Here is a 16,384-nt window from a genome sequence, read left to right as displayed (position 1 = left end):
AGAGGAGCAGGGAGCTTGTCCGGGTATTCCGACACGCGAACGCCGACCATGCCGTCTTCGGTGAAAATCGTGGTCGGCGGTGGTCACAACGTCGGGAAGACGACGTTCATCGGGGCCGTCTCCGAAATCGAGCCGCTGGTAGCCGCGGCGGCGACCGAGGTCGCCCTCGGCGCGGAAGATCCGGAGAGCTGGGCAGACGACCCGCGGCCCGGTGTCGCCCTCGACGTCGGGCGCATCACCCTGGACAGTTCACTGCTGCTGTATCTGTTCGGCACGCCTGCCGAGGACGGTCTCGTCTTCCTGTGGGACGAACTGGTCGACGGGGCGCTCGGCGCCGTGATCGTGGTGGACACCGGCCGGGTCGAGGATTGTCAACCCGTGCTGGACCATTGCGCCGAACGCGGTACGCCCTTCGTCGTCGCGGTCAACCGCGTCGACGGCGGTGACCACCGCGATGTCCGCGCGGTCCGCGCGGCGCTCGGGCTCGCACACTGGATCCCGGTTCTCGACTGCGATGCCAGGCAACGTGATTCGGTCAAGAAGGTGCTGGTCACCCTGGCCGAACAGGTCGTGGCGCACCGCACGGATCACCTCACCGCCCGTACCGCGGGCTGAGCGCGGCGCGGGTGCTGGCCCCGAGCGCGGGGCCCGCCGAGAATGTGAACCGCGCCGCCGATGAATTCTCCGCGTGCTCGTCGTCTGTACTGTTGCCCAGCCCTGACGAAGACAAGGAGCACCATCATGAGCAACGGCGCGGACCTCGCTCTCACCCATATCGCCGTACTGGTCGGTGACCAGGACAAGGCCCTGGAGTTCTATCGCGACGTGATCGGCCTCGAGGTACGGGCCGACATGCCGTTCGCCGGTGGGCGCTGGGTGACCGTCGGCCCGGCGAAGCAACCGGGCATCGAGTTCATTCTGGAAACCCCCGAGATGGTGCCGGACGAGGCGGCCGGTGCGGCGGCGCGGGCCCGGCTGGCCGGCGGCGCGCAGGGCACGTTGATCTTCACCACCGATGCCGTGGACGCCACCTTCGCCCGGCTGCGCGACGCAGGCGTCGAGGTGACGCAAGAGCCGATCTCGCAGCCGTACGGGGTACGCGACTGCGGCTTCCGCGACCCGTGGGGCAACTACCTGCGCTTCTCCGAACTCCTCGGCTGAGCCGCGGGCGGCCGGTGTGGGCCGCGTCGCATACCCGCGCGGCCCGGAGGGCAATACTGTCTGATCATGGGCGAATCGATGAGCGAGATCGAACAGGACGCCATCCGGCCGCTGCGCGACGACATCCGTTTCCTCGGCGGCGTACTCGGCGACACCATTCGCGACCACGAGGGTCCGGAGGTCTTCGACCTCATCGAGCGGGTGCGCATCGAGGCGTTCCGGGTGCGACGCGAGGAGGTCGAGCGCAGCGCCGTCGCGGAGATGCTCGACGGTGTGGACATCGCGGTCGCCCTGCCGCTCATCCGCGCGTTCAGCTACTTCGTGCTGCTGGCCAATCTGGCCGAGGACATCCAGCGCGACCGCCGCCGCGCCGCGCACGAGGCGGCGGGCGAACCGCCACAGGACTCGTCGCTGGCGGCCACCTACCGCAAACTGGACGCGGCGGCGCTCGACGGGTCCCGGGTCGCGGAGCTGCTGGCCGACGCGCTGGTGTCGCCGGTGATCACCGCGCACCCGACCGAAACGCGCCGCCGCACCGTGTTCGACGCGCAGGCCCGGATCACCGAGTTGATGCGCCTGCGCTTGCGCTACGCCGAGAACGAGCGTGAGCGGGCCGACCTCGAAGTGCGGATCCGCCGCCAGGTGCTGAGCCTGTGGCGCACCGCGCTGATCCGCCTGGCCCGCTTGCGCATCCAGGACGAGATCTCGGTGGGTCTGCGCTACTACGACCTCACCCTGTTCGACGTGATCCCGGCGATCAACGCCGAAGTGCGCGCCGCGCTTCGCTCGCGCTGGCCGGGCGTCGAGTTGCTGCCGCGTCCGATGCTGCGTCCCGGCTCGTGGATCGGCGGGGACCGCGACGGGAACCCGTATGTCACCGCCGATGTCGTGCGTCAGGCCGCTTTCCGCGCCGCGGGCGTCGCGTTCGAGCGCTACCTGCGCGAGCTGGTGGAACTGGAGAAGACGCTGTCGCTGTCGGCCCGGCTGGTCACCGTGACGCCCGAGGTCGCCGCGCTGGCCGAGACGGGATACCCCGATCCGGCGGCGCATGCCGACGAGCCGTATCGCCGGGCGCTGCACCATGTCCGGGCCCGGCTTACCGCCACCGCGCGTGAGGCGCTCGGCGAGGTTCCGCCGAACGGTCTGGATGCCGGTGCGCGGCCCTATCCGACTCCGCAGGCGGTGCTGGACGACCTGGACGCGATAGACGCCTCGCTGCGGGGCAGCGGCGACGGCTTGCTCGCCGACGATCGCCTCGCCGCGTTGCGCCACGCCATCGAGACCTTCGGCTTCCACCTACAGAGTCTGGACCTGCGGCAGAACTCCGAAGTGCACGAGCAGGTCGTCGCCGAACTGCTGTCCTGGGCGGGAGTCCACTCCGACTACGCGAGCCTGCCGGAGCAGCGCCGGGTGGAACTGCTGGCCGCCGAGCTGCGCACCCGCCGCCCGCTGCTCGGCCCGCACGCACGGCTGAGCGAGTCGGCCGCCAAGGAGCTCGGCATCGTGCGCGCCGCGCGGGATGTGGTGGACACGCTCGGCGCGGCCGCGGTGCCGAACTACATCATCAGCATGTGCACCTCGGTCAGCGACCTGCTCGAGGCCGCCCTGCTGCTCAAGGAAGGCGGGCTGCTCGACCCGGGGGAGCCGGACGGGCCGCCCAGCTGCCCGGTGGGCATCGTCCCGCTGTTCGAGACCATCGAGGACCTGGGCGCGGGGGCGGCGACACTGTCCGCGGCGCTGGAGGTGGGGGTCTATCGCGATCTGGTCGCCGCGCAAGGCATGCGCCAAGAGGTGATGCTCGGCTATTCCGACTCCAACAAGGACGGCGGATACCTCGCGGCGAACTGGGCGCTGTACCGGGCCGAGCTGGATCTGATCGAGGTCGCCCGCAAGACCGGGATCCGGCTGCGGCTGTTCCACGGCCGCGGCGGCACGGTAGGCCGCGGCGGCGGCCGCAGCTACGACGCGATCCTCGCCCAGCCTGCCGGGGCGGTGCGCGGCTCGCTGCGGCTCACCGAGCAGGGCGAGGTGATCGCCGCGAAATACGCCGAACCCGGTAGCGCGCACCGCAATCTGGAGTCCCTGATCGCGGGCACCCTGGAATCGACCCTGCTGGACGTGGAGGGCCTCGGCGCCGACGCCGAGCCGTCCTACGGGATCATGGACGACCTCGCGGCCCGCGCCCGCGCCGCCTACGCGCGGCTGGTGCACGAAACCCCCGGATTCGTCGAATATTTCCGGCAGTCCACGCCGGTCGCCGAGGTCGGGGACCTGAACATCGGCAGCAGGCCCGCCTCGCGCAAGCCGACGAATTCGGTCGCGGACCTGCGGGCCATCCCGTGGGTGATGTCCTGGAGTCAGGCGCGGGTGATGCTGCCGGGCTGGTACGGCACCGGCGCCGCCCTGGAGGAGTGGATCGGCGGCGACCCGCAACGCCTGGCCACCTTGGCGGACCTGTACCGGCGCTGGCCGTTCTTCCGCACGGTGCTGTCCAACCTGGCCCAGGTGATGGCCAAGAGCGATCTCGACATCGCCGCGCGCTACGCCGAACTCGTGGACGACGTGGCGTTGCGTGAGCAGATCTTCGGCATGATCCGCGACGAGCACGCCCGCACCGTCCGCATGCACGCCGCGATCACCGGCAACGATCACCTGCTGGCCGACAACCCGTCGCTGGCCGAGTCCATCCACAACCGCTTCCCCTACCTGGAACCGCTCAACCAGATGCAGGTGGAGCTGCTGCGCCGCCTGCGCGCCGGGGACGATTCCGAACTGGTGAAACGCGGCATCCTGCTGACCATGAACGGCCTGGCCACCGCGCTGCGCAACTCGGGCTGAGCCGCAGAGGGCCCAGGGCCGGGAAGGAATGTCGTGTCGATCGATGAAGCCGCCGTCGCGGCGCTCGCGGACCGCCGGATCGGTCCCGAGCACAAGGGCATGCCACCCGAGTCCTGGGGGCTGACCGTGCGGGAATTCCGCACCGGCGCTGTGCCGCTCGACTCGCTGGAGACGCCGGTGCTCACCGTCGACCGCGCGGCCTTGCGGACGAACATCGCGGTCATGGCCGACTGGGTGCGCGCGGCCGGTGTGCGGTTGGCGCCGCACGGCAAGACCACGATGGCGCCACAGGTGTGGGCCGACCAGTTGGCCGCCGGCTCGTGGGGCATCACACTGGCCACCATCTGGCAGACCCAGGTGGCCCGATCGTTCGGCGTCGCCCGGGTGCTGCTGGCCAACGCGCTGGTCGATCCGGTCGGATTGCGCTGGGTCGCGGCGGAATCGGCGCGCGACCCGTCCTTCGAGTTCGTCTGCTGGGCCGACAGCGTCGAGACGGTCGCGCTGATGGACGCGCACCTGCGCACCGCCCCGGAGTCGGCGCGGGTCCGGGTGCTGGTGGAACTCGGCGGCCCGCACGGCCGAACCGGTGCGCGCACGGTGGAACAGGCGCATGCCGTGGCGCGGGCGATCGGCGCGGCGTCCCGGCTGACGCTCGCCGGCGTCGGTGGCTACGAGGGCGCGCTCGCCCACGACCGCACCGCGAGCGGCGTTCGCGCGGTGCGCGACTACCTCGGCGAACTCGCCCGCCTGCACCGGGAACTCCTCGCGGCGGGGCGATACCGCGGTCCTGCCGTCGTCACCGCCGGTGGCAGCGCCTATCCGGAGCTGGCGCTCGAATACCTCGCCCCGCTGTCCGACGAGCAGGGCGCGCAGGGTGTCGCGACGACGGTCGTCCTGCGCTCGGGTGCGTACGTCATCCACGACGACGGCTTCTACGCGAGCATGTCGCCGCTGGCGGCTCCCGGACGCGCGCGGCCGCTGCGTTCGGCGATGCACGGCTGGGCGCGCACCCTCTCGCGCCCTGAGCCGGGGCTCGCCCTGCTGGACGCGGGCAAACGCGATCTGCCTTTCGACGAGGGGCTGCCGATTCCGCAACGCGTCGCGGGGCCCGCGGGCGGTGCGCTGGACGCGGGCGCGACGGTCTCCGCGCTCAACGACCAGCACGCCTTCCTCCGGCTTCCGGTCGGCGCCGCGGAGTTGCCCATCGGGTCGGTCGTGCGGCTCGGGCTGTCGCACCCGTGCACCGCCTTCGACAAATGGCGCCTGATCCCGGTGATCGACGACGCCGACGCCCAGACGCCCCGGGTGGTCGATCTGCTGCACACGTTCTTTTAGGAGACCCGGTTTCCCGGTATACGAAAAGCTTCGGCCCCAGCGAGGCCGGTCGCTCGCGCGACGGCTCGGCCCTGCGTTCCTCGATCACCCGGTGCGAGCGGCGCACGCTCCGAATGGTTCGGCGGGAAGGCGCGAAGTCCGGCACCGGAGCCACCCGTATTCGTCTCGCCAGGGCAGCGGCAGTGATACCGGTTACGCTCCCGCTACTTGACACTACATCTGTAGTAAAGTTTGCGGTAGCTGCTCGTCGAGCGGTTCGGAGAAAGGGGAAGCGATGGCCGAGGCGCTCATCGTGGGCGGTGGCATCGGTGGCCTGGCGACCGCGGTGGCCTTCTTACGGCGAGGTCACCGCATCGAAGTGCTCGAGCGGGCCGCCGAGATCACCGAAGTCGGCGCCGGGCTGTCGCTGTGGCCCAACGCGATTCGCGCCCTCGACGCCCTCGGCTTGGGTGACGAGGTGCGGGCACGGGCGGTCGAGCAGGGGGCGGCGGGCATCCGTGATCGCGCCGGACGGTGGCTGACCAGGATGGACGCCGAGGCGATCCGGGCTCGGTACGGCAGCCCGGTCATGCTGCACCGCGCCGACCTGGTGCACATCCTGCGCTCCGCGATACCGGCGGCGGCGCTGCGCACCGGCGTCACCGTGGCCGAGGCCCGAGCCGACGGCACGGTGGTGCACTCGGCCGGAACCTCCAGCGCGGACATCGTCGTCGGCGCGGACGGCATTCGCAGCGTCGTGCGTCGCACCGTCTGCGGTGAGATCCGCCCCCGCTACGGCGGCTACACCGCGTGGCGGGTGGTCGTCACACCGCGTGAGCCGGTCCAGGAGATGGGCGAAAGCTGGGGGCGCGGTGAGCGTTTCGGGTACGTTCCGCTCGCGGACGGCCGCGTCTACTGCTTCGCCACCGCGAACATGCCCGCCGGGAAGGCGGGCGGCGGGGTGGACGAGTTGCGCGCCCGGTTCGGCGGATGGCACGACCCGATCCCCGCCCTGCTGGCCGCGGCCGGGGACGCGGAGGTGCTGAAGCACGACCTCTACGACCTGCCGACGCCGAAGAGCTTCGTGGCAGGCCGGATCGCGCTCGTGGGAGACGCGGCGCACGCCATGATGCCCACCCTCGGGCAAGGCGCCTGCCAGGCGCTGGAGGACGCCGTGGTGCTGGCCAGGGTGGCCGACAGCGGCGGTGACCTCGCCGATTACGACCGGGAACGCAGGCCGCGCACCCGGATGATCGCCGCACGCTCGCGCCGGATCGGCGCGGTGGCGCAACTGTCCTCGGCGCCCGTCGTCGCGATCCGCGACGCCGTGGTGCGGGCGGTCCCCGACTCGGTGCAACTCGGATCGCTCGCCGCCGTTCTGGATTGGCGCGGCTAGCCGGTGCGCTCGCCGCGGTAGTCGCGCACGGCGCGCACGCAGCGGGCGGCCTGGGCGCGCAGCGCCTCGACGAGTTCCGGTGGGCCGTCGAGCAGGGTGAAGTCGAGATCGACCGAGGTGATCATCCACACCAGCTGCTCCGGCGACTCGCTGCCGACGCGCAGGCGGCAGCTGTGCTCGTCGACGGCTTCCAGGACGCCGGTGCCCGGCCACACGCGGTCGGCGGCGTCATCGGCCGAGCGGTGCAGGAGCACCGTCGCCTGATACGGCCAGGCACGGGTCGACAGCCGCATCGAAAGATACGCCGCGACATCGCCTTCCGGCGGCTCGCGTGGTGCGTAGCGTGGGCCGGTCGGAATCCGCGGGGTGATCCGGTCCGCCCGGAAAGTGCGCCAGTCGGTGCGTTCCACGTCCCAGGCGACCAGGTACCAGTGCCTGCTGAAGTGCACGAGGGTGTGCGGCTCGACGGTGCGCAGGCCCAGTGCTCCGTTGTGCGCGCGATAGTCGAACCGCAGCCGTTCGTGGCGCTGACACGCCTCGGCGATGGCCATGAGCGTGTCCGGATGGACCTCGGGCACCGGCGCCGCGACGCGCAGGGTGGCGCCGCGCAGCGTGCGGACCCGGTGGCGCAACCGGGGCGGCAGTACCTGCTCCAGCTTGCTCAGTGCGCGCAGCGACGCCTCCTCGAGGCCGGTCACGCTGCCACCGGCGGCGCTGCGCAGCCCGACCGCCACCGCGACCGCTTCGTCGTCGTCCAGCAGCAGCGGCGGCAATGCGGCGCCCGCGCCGAGCCGGTATACCGCGGCGCCCCGGGTGGCATGCACCGGATAGCCGAGTTCGCGCAGCCGATCGATGTCGCGGCGAACGGTTCGACCGGTGACGCCGAGCCGTGCGGCCAGCTCGGCGCCGGTCCAGTCGGGACGGGTCTGCAACAGAGTCAGCAGGGCGAGCAGGCGAGCCGACGTTTCCAGCATCACGCCAGGATGCCGGAAAGATAGGAACGACCCCGTCCTAAGCGCTTCCTACCGTGGCCGACATGACAACCGAACCGGACATTCGCCCTTTCCGCATCGACATCCCCCAGGAGAAAATCGACCACCTGCACCGGCGTCTCGCCGAGACGGCGTGGCCGAGCGACCTGCCCGGCACGGGATGGGGCAAGGGCATGCGGGTGTCCTACCTGCGGCCGCTGGCCGAGTACTGGCGGACCGAATTCGACTGGCGCGCCGTCGAGGCGAGGCTGAACGAGCTGCCGCAGTTCGTCACCGCCATCGACGGGCAGCGGGTGCACTTCCTGCACGTGCGCTCGCCGGAGCCGGATGCGCTGCCGCTGGTGCTCGGTCACGGCTGGCCCGCGTCGTTCGTCGAGTTCCTGGACGTGTTCGGGCCGCTGAGCGATCCCCGCGCCCACGGCGGCGACCCCGCCGACGCGTTCCACCTGGTCGTTCCCTCGCTGCCGGGGTTCGCGTTCTCGGAGGTGTCCCCGGATCCGGGTGCGGGCTCGACCGAGCGGTTCGCGGAGGTGATCGCGGCACTCATGGCGCGTCTGGGCTACGACCGCTACGGCGTGCAGGGCGGCGACGCCGGATACTTCATCGCCGCACAGCTGGGCCATATCGCTTCCGAACACGTCGTGGGCCTACATGTGAACGGCCCGATCACTATTCCCTCCTGGGACAGCGGCGACGGCGAATCGTGGGGGACGGCGGCGTCCGCTTCGGCCGAGTGGTCCCCGGCCGCATCGGAGGCGGAGTACAGCCCGGAGGACCAGGCGAGGCTGGCGACGCTGACCGGCCCGGAGAGCTACGCCCGCTACGACTACGCCACTGTGCAGGCCAACCGCCCGCACACGCTGGCGATCGGCGTGCAGGACTCGCCCGCCGGGCTGCTGTCCTGGATCGCCGATCTGTTCCGGCAGTACACGAACCCGGCGATCGAACTGCCGGACGACGCGGTGGGCCGGGACGCGCTGCTGACCAACGTCAGCCTGTACTGGTTCACCGCAACCTTCGCCTCCTCGCTGCGGCTCTACAGCGAATCCGCGGCCTGGGGCGCGCCGGTGGTGAAGTCCGATGTGCCGACCGCGGCGGCGATCTTTCCCGGCGACATGTCCGTTCGCAAGCTCGCCGAACAGGCGCACGACATCGTCCGGTGGACGGAGTTCGATCGTGGCGGGCATTTCGCGGCGATGGAGGCGCCGGACCTGTTGATCGCGGACGTGCGCGAGTTCTTCCGCACGCTGCGCTGAGACGCGGCCCTGCCGTCATCGGCGTCATCGGACAGGACGCGGTAGGAACGCGGGCCTACCCGCCGAATTGCCGGGCAGCCGAGCCCGGGTGGTCGGAGTTCGCGGAGTAGCGCGCGTGCATGGCGGCGGCTGTCGCCGCGAGCCGTGCGCGCAGCTGCGGCGGGTCCAGCACTTCGACGAACTCGCCGAGCGGCAGCAGGCCGTGCGCGAGCACCTCGTAGGACTCCGACGGCACGACCACCTCCACCCACCCCTCGGCATCGGGCGGCCCGCAGGAGGCCAGTGCTTCGGCGACCGCCGCCGGATCGTTCATCAGCCGCAGCAACCGCAGGTGGGTGGCGGCGATCCGGCAGCGCGCCCGGACACGCAGCATCGAACGCGCGAAATCGGCGGCGGCGTCGGTCCAGTGCGCCCGCAGATCGAATCCGGCCGGGCGGGCGAAGGATTCGCCGGTCGTCTCGGCGGAGAGGATCCGGCCCACCCGATACGAGCGGGGCGTGTGCCCGCTGCGGGCGACGAGGTACCAGGTGCCTGCCTTGAGCACCAGGCCGAGTGGGTCGAGCGGGCGTTCGACCACCTGGTCCTTGCGCGCGTAGCGCACGCGCAGCCTGCGATCGTGCCAGAGCGCGTCGGCGATCGTCGCGAGCGTCGGCGTCTCGTCCGGCCGGTGGAACCAGCCCGGCGCGTCTACATGCACCCGCTCGGCGATGCGCGTCGCCCGGCCCCGCAATTCCGGCGGCAGCGCGGCGAGCATTTTCAACTGCGCGGTGGCCAGCACGGTGCCGAGGCCGAGATCGGCGGCGGCGCCGGGCAAGCCGGTCAGCAGCACCGCGTCGGCCTCGTCGGTGGTCAGGCCCGTGAGCCGGGTGCGATAGCCGTCCACCAGCCGGACGCCGCCTGCCCGGCCCGGTTCGCTGTAGACCGGGACACCGGCCGCCGAAAGAGCCTCGACATCGCGATAGACGGTGCGCACCGACACTTCCAGTTCCCTGGCCAGTTCGGGCGCGGTGAGCCGGCCTCGGGTCTGCAACAGCAGAAGCAGTTGCACCAGCCGACTCGCCCGCATGCAGGCGACACTAGCCGCAAACCTTGACACGAGACGGCAGGGTTTCGCCGTACCGTCCTCGTCATGACCACTTGGAGCCGATTCACCGAAGAAGCACCGCACGTCGCCGAGGTCTTCACGCGCAGGCACCGCGCGGCGGGCAATCTCTGCATGCTCGGCACGATCCGGTCCGACGGATCACCGCGGATCAGCCCCGTCGAACCGCGCGTCTTCGAGGAGTTCCTGGTGATCGCGGGCATGCCGGGCACGACCAAGTTCCGCGATCTGGCTCGGGATCCACGCTTCTGCCTGCACACCGCCACCGTGGACGCGAACGTGTCCGACGGTGACGCCAAACTCTTCGGCGCCGTCGTCGACCTGCCCGACCGCGACGTGCACGTCCGCTTCGCCCAGCACCTGTTCGACGAGACCGGTTTCGACATCCGGGGGCGGGAGTTCGACCACTTCTACGTCGCCGATCTCACCGGGGCGTCGACGGTGGAGGTCGACGGCGACCACCTCGACATCACCATTTGGAAGCCCGGCGAAGGGGAGCGTGTGGTGCGCAAGCACTGAGTCGGCGGCTCGGCGCGACGACCTCACTCCCGCGCCGTCAGTTGGGCGGCGATCGGGCTCGGGACCGGGACGCCGCGGCGGTGCAGGTCGGTGAGGAATCGGCGGACGAGGGGATCGCCCGGGGTGGAGGTGAGGCAGACGACCTCGCGTGTCAGTGGCGGCCGCAGGCTGCGGACGGCGCCGGGGAACGTCGCGGTCAGCGCGCTGGTGGGCACGAGGGCGGTGCCGAGACCGGCGGCGGCGAGCTGGGCGGCGGTGGTGGCTTGACGGGTCCTGGTCGCCGCGGTCAGCACCACTCCTCGGCTCGCGGCGACTTCGTCGAGCCAGGCGCTGAGGCCGTTGTCGGGGTGGTAGTGCACCACCGGGCGTTCGGCGATGTCCGCCAGTGTCATCGCTGCCGGAGGCTTCCCGGCGTCGTCCGGCAAAGCCGCGACGATCTCCTCGTTTCCGATCACGACGAGGTGGCCCGCCCAGCGCGACGGCCTCGGCCCGAGGGCGAGATCGGCCGTGCCGATGGCCACCATCTCGGCCATGGCGTCGGCGCTGGACACCTCGGACAAGGTGAGGCGTACCTCTGGACGACGGCGATGCCAGACGCGCAGCACGGGGGCGAGCAGGCTCGCGGACATGCTGTCCGCGCACGCGATGCGCAATTCCCCGGTCGCGCCCGAGGCGACGGCGCGCCCGCCCGCGACCACCCGTTCGGCGGCAGCCACCGCGGCGCGTGCGTCCGCGGCGATCGCACGGCCCGCGGCCGTCGCCCGTACCCCACGCGGGAGCCGCTCGAGCAGCGGCGTGCCGAGTTCGCGCTCCAGCGAGGCGATCTGGTGCGACAGCCCGGGTTGCGACAGATGTAGTCGCGCGGCGGCTTCGGTCACCGACCCGGAGTCCAGCACGGCGATCAGGCACTCCAGCGCGCGCAACGTAGGCATTCGATAATTCTATGGCAAAGCACGAAACTATCGATCCCGCGACGGGATGGCGGTGATCGCCCAGGTCGTTCCTCTCGGTGGGGGACTGCACACCTACCGAGAGGAACACTCATGACAGGCACGTTGGACGGCAAGAAGCTCGTCATAGTCGGCGGTGGATCGGGCATCGCTCGACAGATCGCCCGAGACGCGGTCGCCGCGGGCGCGACCGTGGTGCTCGCGGGCCGCGACGAGCACGCCGTGGCCGCGGCACGGGAGCAAGTGATGGGCGCGGCCCGCGGTCGCCGTGCGGCGGTCGAAGCGATCCGGATCGACCTCGGTGCCGAGGACTCCGTCGTCCGGGCGGCCGAGGAAGTCGGTGAGCTGGACTATCTGGTGTCAGTGGCCGCGTCCCACGCGAACGGGCCCGTAGCCGAGCTGGCTCGGGCGGCGATCGTGCGGGCCTTCGACGCCAAGGTGATCGGCCCGATCCTGCTCGGCAAGCACTTCGGCGCCCGGATCAGGCCGGGCGGAGCGCTGCTGCTGTTCTCCGGAGTAGCCGCGTGGCGGCCCGCGCCGGGACGGACGGTGATGGCGACGACCAATGGCGCGGTGAGTTTCCTCGCCGAGGCGCTGGCGGTCGAGCTGGCGCCGGTCCGGGTGAACGCGCTGTCGCCGGGCATTGTCGACTCGGGCGTCTGGGACGGCATGGGCGAGCGGAAAGAGCATTTCTTCGATGAGGTCGCGGCCGTCAATCCGGCGCGCCGGGTCGGCAGCCCCGCCGATATCTCCGCCGCGGCGCTGCTGGCGCTGACCAATCCCTTCTTGACCGGAACGACCCTGCACGTCGATGGCGGCGGCCGACTGGCCTGAGCGCGGATCGCATCGCTACCGGTTCGGTTCACCTTTGCCGAGCTCGGCGCGCCGACGCGTCAGGAAATTTCGTTCGGCCGCGTTGTCGGTGCGGTCGAGGGCGGCGTCGTAGGCGGCGACGGCGTCCGCGGTGCGCCCGAGACGGGCCAGCAGGCTCGCGCGGATGGCGTGGAACAGGTGGTATCGCTCGAGAGCGAGGGCGTCCACCAATTCCAACGCCGTCGCAGGACCGTCCACTTCGGCGACCGCCACCGCGCGATTGAGGGCGACGACCGGGCTCGGTGTGAGCGCGGTGAGCTGGTCGTAGAGCCGCAGGATCTGGGTCCAGTCGGTGGCCGCCGCGATCACCGCGTCGGCGTGCACCGCGTTGATCGCCGCCTGCAACTGATACGGCCCCGGCCGGTTGCGGCGCAGGCACTGCCGCACGAGCGCGTGCCCCTCGGCGACGAGGTCGCGGTCCCATCGGCTGCGATCCTGTTCCGCGAGGGGGATCAGGGAGCCGTCGGGGCCGGTGCGGGCCTTCCGGCGGGACTCGCTCAGCAGCATCAGCGCGAGCAGGCCGGTCACCTCGGGCTCGTCCGGCATCAGCTCTGCCAGCAAGCGGCCCAGGCGAATCGCCTCGGCGCAGAGATCGGTCCTGACCAGCTGGGCACCGGATGAGGCCGTGTGTCCCTCGGTGAAGATCAGGTACACGACGGCGAGTACCGCGCGCAGCCGGGCGGGCAGGTCCGCGTCGGCGGGCACCCGGTACGGGATGCGGGCGTCGCGGATCTTGCCCTTGGCGCGAACGAGGCGCTGCGCCATGGTGGTTTCGGAGACCAGGAACGCGCGGGCGATCTCGGCGGTGCTCAACCCCCCGAGCAGCCGCAGAGTCAGCGCCACCTGCGCCTCCGGCGCCAGAGCGGGGTGGCAGCAGGTGAAGATCAACCGCAGCCGGTCGTCGCGCACGGCGCTCACCGCCTCCTCCGGCTCGTCCTCGGCATGCAGGAGGGCGGCCTGCGCGTGCCGGTCCGCGCGGGAGGCCTCGCGGCGCAGGCGGTCGATGGCCCGGTTACGCGCGGTGGTGATGATCCAGCCGGGCGGGCTCGGCGGGAGACCGTCGGCGGGCCAACGCTGGACGGCGGCGGTGAAGGCGTCCTGCACCGCGTCCTCGGCGACGCCGATGTCGCCGAAGACGCGGATCAGGCTCGCGACCGCACGGCCGTAATGCCGCGCGAAGACCGTTTCGATCACCGAGCCGGTCACGGGTTCGCCCATCTGTCAGTCCTGGATCGGACGGACCTCGACGGGCAGGCCGACGACGGCGGTGAGCTTGCGGCCCCATTCCAGCGCTTCGTCGAGATCGGCGGCGCGGATGACGGTGAAACCGCCGATGTGCTCCTTGCCTTCGACGTACGGGCCGTCGGTGATCAGCACGTCCTCGCCGCGGGCGTGCAACACGGTCGCGGTGCCGGGCGCGTGCAGACCGGCGGCGAACACCCAGGTTCCCGCCGCCCGCATCTCGTCGTTCAGCGCGCCGAGTTCGCGCATGATCTCGTCCAGGTTCTCCGGCGCCCCCGCGTCGGGCTGGTAGATGCTGAGCAAGTAGTGCTTCATCGCGTCGTCCTCCTCATCCGCGCCGGTAGGTGGTGATGACGACACCGGTTCCGGTCGTCACCGTGTCGGTCGTCCGCAAGCCGCCCAGCGCCACGCCGTCGAACAATCGGCGGCCCGAACCGAGTACCAAGGGGTGGATCAACAGGAGGTACTCGTCCACCAGATCGTGGCGCATCAGCGAGCGCAACAGGTCACCACTGCCGAGCACCACCAGATTCCGGTCCGGTTCCCGCCGCCGCAACTCGGGGACCGCCGTCACCGCGTCGCCGCAGAGCCATGTCGAGTTCTGCCAGGCCAGCGGCCCGCTTCCGGTGCGGGAAGCGACGAACTTCTCGGTCTTGTCCAGCGCATCGGCCATCGGGTTGCCGACCTGTCGCGGCCAGTATCCCGCGAAGTCCTCGTAGGTACGCCTGCCGAGCAGCAGCGCGCCGCGGTTCGCCGCCATGTGCCTGCCCATGACCTCGGCCTGCACCGGGTCGTCGTGCCGGTGCGCCCAGCCGCCGTGCGCGAATCCGTCTCGGATGTCCTCGTCCGTCCGCCCGGGCGCCTGCATGACGCCGTCCAGCGTCAGGTGCTCCACCGCGATGATCTTGCTCATCTCCGCTCCTTCCGGGACCGGCGCGGCGCCGGTCGCACCATCTACACGAACGGGCCCCCGGCGGATCGACAGCGTCGCCGAAAAAAATCTTCGCTCATGATGAACAGCCGCGAGAAGCCTCGACGGGCGCGGGCAAGAGACGTTGGATCTCGGCGTAGCCGACGATTCCCGGCGGAACGGAGGCGTCGTGCCGCACGGCGCGTGCGACGTCCAACGCGGCCGACAGCGCAGCCCGGTACAGCAGCGACCCGGTGCTGATCCGGCGCACGCCCAGCTCGGTCAGCGTCGCGAGGCCCGGACCTTCGGCCGAATAGAGGACGTTCACGGGCACTTCGCTCGCCGCCACCACCCGCTCGATACGCGCCGGGTCGGTCAGGCCGGGCACGAAGGCGCCGTCGGCTCCGGCCGCGGCATACCGGCGTACGCGATCGTGGGTGGAGCCGTGATCGAGCCCCAGCCAGTAGGTGTCGACGCGAGCATTGACGAACAGTTCCGGTGTGCGCTCCTTGACCGCCGCGATCAGCGCCGCCTGGTGCTCGGGCGCGGCGAGCGCCGATCCGAGGCGGCCGTCTTCCAGGTTGACGCCCGCGATCCCGCAGGCCGCGAGCTGTTCGGCGAAATCCGCGACCGCGCCGGGCCGCTCGTCGAACCCGGCCTCGATGTCCACGGTGACCGGGATCGGCAGCCGCGCGAGGCGCCGGGCCGAGGCGAACGTCTCCGCCTTCGTGACGCCCGCGCCGTCGGCGCGCCCGGCCGCGGCGGCCACGCCCAAGCTGGTGGTGCCGATCGCCGCGAATCCCTCGTTGGCCAGCAGGGCGCCCGAGGCGAAGTCCCAGGCGTTCGGCAGGACGAGGGGACGGTCGCGGTGGTGCAGGCCGCGGAAGATCTCGAACATGGCCGGCGGGGTCGCCGCCGCAGAAGACGAAGTCATGCCGCGACCGTAGCCACGGGACATTTCGGTGAGCGCCGAAACGACGGCCCGCCATGATGGTGTGGTGCCGACCAGAGGAACCGAACTGGCGGGCTTGGCCGCACTGCTTGCCGACCGCACCCGCGCCGACATCTGCCTGGCGCTGGTGGACGGGCGGGCCTGGACCGCGGGCGAACTCGCGCGCCACACCGGCGTCGCGCCGTCCACCGCCACCGAGCATCTGGACCGCCTGCGCGACGGCGGGCTGGTCGTCGAGCACCGGCAGGGCAGGCACCGCTATCTGCGGCTGGCAGGCCCGCAGGTCGCGGAGTTGCTCGAGACCATGGTCGCCCATCTCGGCCCGCCCGCCGCACCGGTCACCGGGCTGCGCACCGCCACCGTCGCGGCCGGGCTGGCCCGGGGCCGCACCTGCTACGACCATCTCGCGGGACGCCTGGGCGTGGCCGTCACCGACGCCATGACAGCGCGCGGTCTGCTCAGCGGTGACGGTGGTTTCGCCCTGACCGGGTCCGGCGCGGCGTGGCTCACCGGGCCGATGGGCATCGACCCTGCCGCGTTGCGCGCCACGCGCCGCCCGGTGGCGCGGCCCTGTCTCGATTGGACCGAACGCCGAGTCCATCTGGGCGGCTCGGCGGGCGCGCAACTGTGCCGCCGCCTGAAAGAGATGCGGTGGATCGAGAGCGTCGGCAGCGGCCGCGCCGTGCGCGTCACCGCGCTGGGCGAAGCCGGATTGGCGCAAGCACTGGACATCGACCCGCTCGCACTGCGCTGACCTGCGACGAACCGGCTGGGCGGGATTCGGGCCGCCATGCCGTTTGCGCGCGGACCGGGTGGGTATCAGGTCCTCGTGACCACGCTCGCGGCGACCAGGCTGTGAATGAGCTTGCATAGTCATGC

16 protein-coding genes are annotated in these 16,384 nt (G+C 71.4%); 9 read left to right on the top strand and 7 right to left on the bottom strand.

Annotation, left to right across the window (positions count from 1 at the left end):
- Nucleotides 1-15: 15 nt before the first annotated feature.
- From NG1_RS13735 to NG1_RS13715, 5 genes are all read left to right on the top strand, one after another.
- A complete protein-coding gene (locus NG1_RS13735) occupies nucleotides 16-615 on the top strand; it encodes a GTP-binding protein (RefSeq protein WP_245659893.1) in 600 nt (199 codons plus the stop codon).
- 126 nt (nucleotides 616-741) lie between these two features.
- A complete protein-coding gene (locus NG1_RS13730) occupies nucleotides 742-1,161 on the top strand; it encodes a VOC family protein (protein ID WP_062970770.1) in 420 nt (139 codons plus the stop codon).
- A gap of 66 nt (nucleotides 1,162-1,227) precedes the next feature.
- On the top strand, nucleotides 1,228-3,999 hold the full coding sequence (gene ppc, locus NG1_RS13725; protein ID WP_373686140.1) for a phosphoenolpyruvate carboxylase: 2,772 nt from the start codon (nucleotides 1,228-1,230) through the stop codon (nucleotides 3,997-3,999).
- Between the two features lie 39 nt (nucleotides 4,000-4,038).
- Nucleotides 4,039-5,334 carry a type III PLP-dependent enzyme domain-containing protein gene (locus tag NG1_RS13720; protein WP_439956427.1) on the top strand — a complete coding sequence of 432 codons (1,296 nt, stop codon included), beginning with the start codon at nucleotides 4,039-4,041 and terminating at the stop codon, nucleotides 5,332-5,334.
- A gap of 274 nt (nucleotides 5,335-5,608) precedes the next feature.
- A complete protein-coding gene (locus NG1_RS13715) occupies nucleotides 5,609-6,709 on the top strand; it encodes an FAD-dependent monooxygenase (RefSeq protein WP_062970765.1) in 1,101 nt (366 codons plus the stop codon).
- Here the strand turns inward: NG1_RS13715 and NG1_RS13710 are convergent.
- Complete coding sequence (locus NG1_RS13710; RefSeq protein ID WP_062970763.1) at nucleotides 6,706-7,683, bottom strand: helix-turn-helix transcriptional regulator; 978 nt, start codon at nucleotides 7,681-7,683, stop codon at nucleotides 6,706-6,708. The genes NG1_RS13715 and NG1_RS13710 overlap by 4 nt on opposite strands.
- Before the next feature lie 62 nt (nucleotides 7,684-7,745).
- Here NG1_RS13710 and NG1_RS13705 point away from each other — a divergent pair, with 62 nt between their 5' ends.
- Nucleotides 7,746-8,957 (top strand): epoxide hydrolase family protein, encoded by a 1,212-nt coding sequence (locus tag NG1_RS13705; RefSeq protein WP_062970955.1) that lies wholly within the window; start codon nucleotides 7,746-7,748, stop codon nucleotides 8,955-8,957.
- Nucleotides 8,958-9,012: 55 nt separating this feature from the next.
- Here NG1_RS13705 and NG1_RS13700 read toward each other — a convergent pair whose 3' ends face one another.
- Entirely contained in the window at nucleotides 9,013-10,023 is a 1,011-nt protein-coding gene (locus NG1_RS13700; protein WP_062970761.1) for a helix-turn-helix transcriptional regulator, read from the bottom strand.
- A 63-nt stretch (nucleotides 10,024-10,086) separates the two neighbouring features.
- On the opposite strand from NG1_RS13700, the gene NG1_RS13695 reads away from it, so the two are divergent.
- A complete protein-coding gene (locus tag NG1_RS13695) occupies nucleotides 10,087-10,578 on the top strand; it encodes a pyridoxamine 5'-phosphate oxidase family protein (protein WP_062970759.1) in 492 nt (163 codons plus the stop codon).
- Between the two features lie 23 nt (nucleotides 10,579-10,601).
- On the opposite strand, the gene NG1_RS13690 is transcribed toward NG1_RS13695, so the two are convergent.
- On the bottom strand, nucleotides 10,602-11,510 hold the full coding sequence (locus NG1_RS13690; RefSeq protein ID WP_062970757.1) for a LysR family transcriptional regulator: 909 nt from the start codon (nucleotides 11,508-11,510) through the stop codon (nucleotides 10,602-10,604).
- Nucleotides 11,511-11,621: 111 nt separating this feature from the next.
- Here NG1_RS13690 and NG1_RS13685 point away from each other — a divergent pair, with 111 nt between their 5' ends.
- Nucleotides 11,622-12,362 (top strand): SDR family oxidoreductase, encoded by a 741-nt coding sequence (locus NG1_RS13685; RefSeq protein ID WP_062970755.1) that lies wholly within the window; start codon nucleotides 11,622-11,624, stop codon nucleotides 12,360-12,362.
- 15 nt (nucleotides 12,363-12,377) lie between these two features.
- Here NG1_RS13685 and NG1_RS13680 read toward each other — a convergent pair whose 3' ends face one another.
- The 4 genes from NG1_RS13680 to NG1_RS13665 form a co-directional block, all read right to left on the bottom strand.
- Nucleotides 12,378-13,619, bottom strand: a complete 1,242-nt coding sequence (locus NG1_RS13680; protein WP_062970753.1) for an RNA polymerase sigma factor — start codon at nucleotides 13,617-13,619, stop codon at nucleotides 12,378-12,380.
- Between the two features lie 3 nt (nucleotides 13,620-13,622).
- Nucleotides 13,623-13,958, bottom strand: a complete 336-nt coding sequence (locus NG1_RS13675) for a YciI family protein (RefSeq protein WP_062970751.1) — start codon at nucleotides 13,956-13,958, stop codon at nucleotides 13,623-13,625.
- A 13-nt stretch (nucleotides 13,959-13,971) separates the two neighbouring features.
- Nucleotides 13,972-14,556, bottom strand: a complete 585-nt coding sequence (locus NG1_RS13670; RefSeq protein WP_062970749.1) for a dihydrofolate reductase family protein — start codon at nucleotides 14,554-14,556, stop codon at nucleotides 13,972-13,974.
- Between the two features lie 94 nt (nucleotides 14,557-14,650).
- The gene (locus NG1_RS13665) at nucleotides 14,651-15,487 is read right to left on the bottom strand and encodes an isocitrate lyase/PEP mutase family protein (protein ID WP_245659892.1); all 837 of its coding nucleotides are present in this window, start codon (nucleotides 15,485-15,487) and stop codon (nucleotides 14,651-14,653) included.
- A gap of 64 nt (nucleotides 15,488-15,551) precedes the next feature.
- Here NG1_RS13665 and NG1_RS13660 point away from each other — a divergent pair, with 64 nt between their 5' ends.
- The gene (locus NG1_RS13660) at nucleotides 15,552-16,259 is read left to right on the top strand and encodes an ArsR/SmtB family transcription factor (protein WP_062970953.1); all 708 of its coding nucleotides are present in this window, start codon (nucleotides 15,552-15,554) and stop codon (nucleotides 16,257-16,259) included.
- Nucleotides 16,260-16,384 lie beyond the last annotated feature (125 nt).

Source organism: Nocardia gamkensis NBRC 108242 (assembly GCF_001612985.1).
In the GTDB taxonomy this organism is placed as follows: Bacteria; Actinomycetota; Actinomycetes; order Mycobacteriales; family Mycobacteriaceae; genus Nocardia; species Nocardia gamkensis.
Note: the sequence above shows the minus strand (reverse complement) of the source record. Positions and strands in the feature narration are given on the sequence as shown.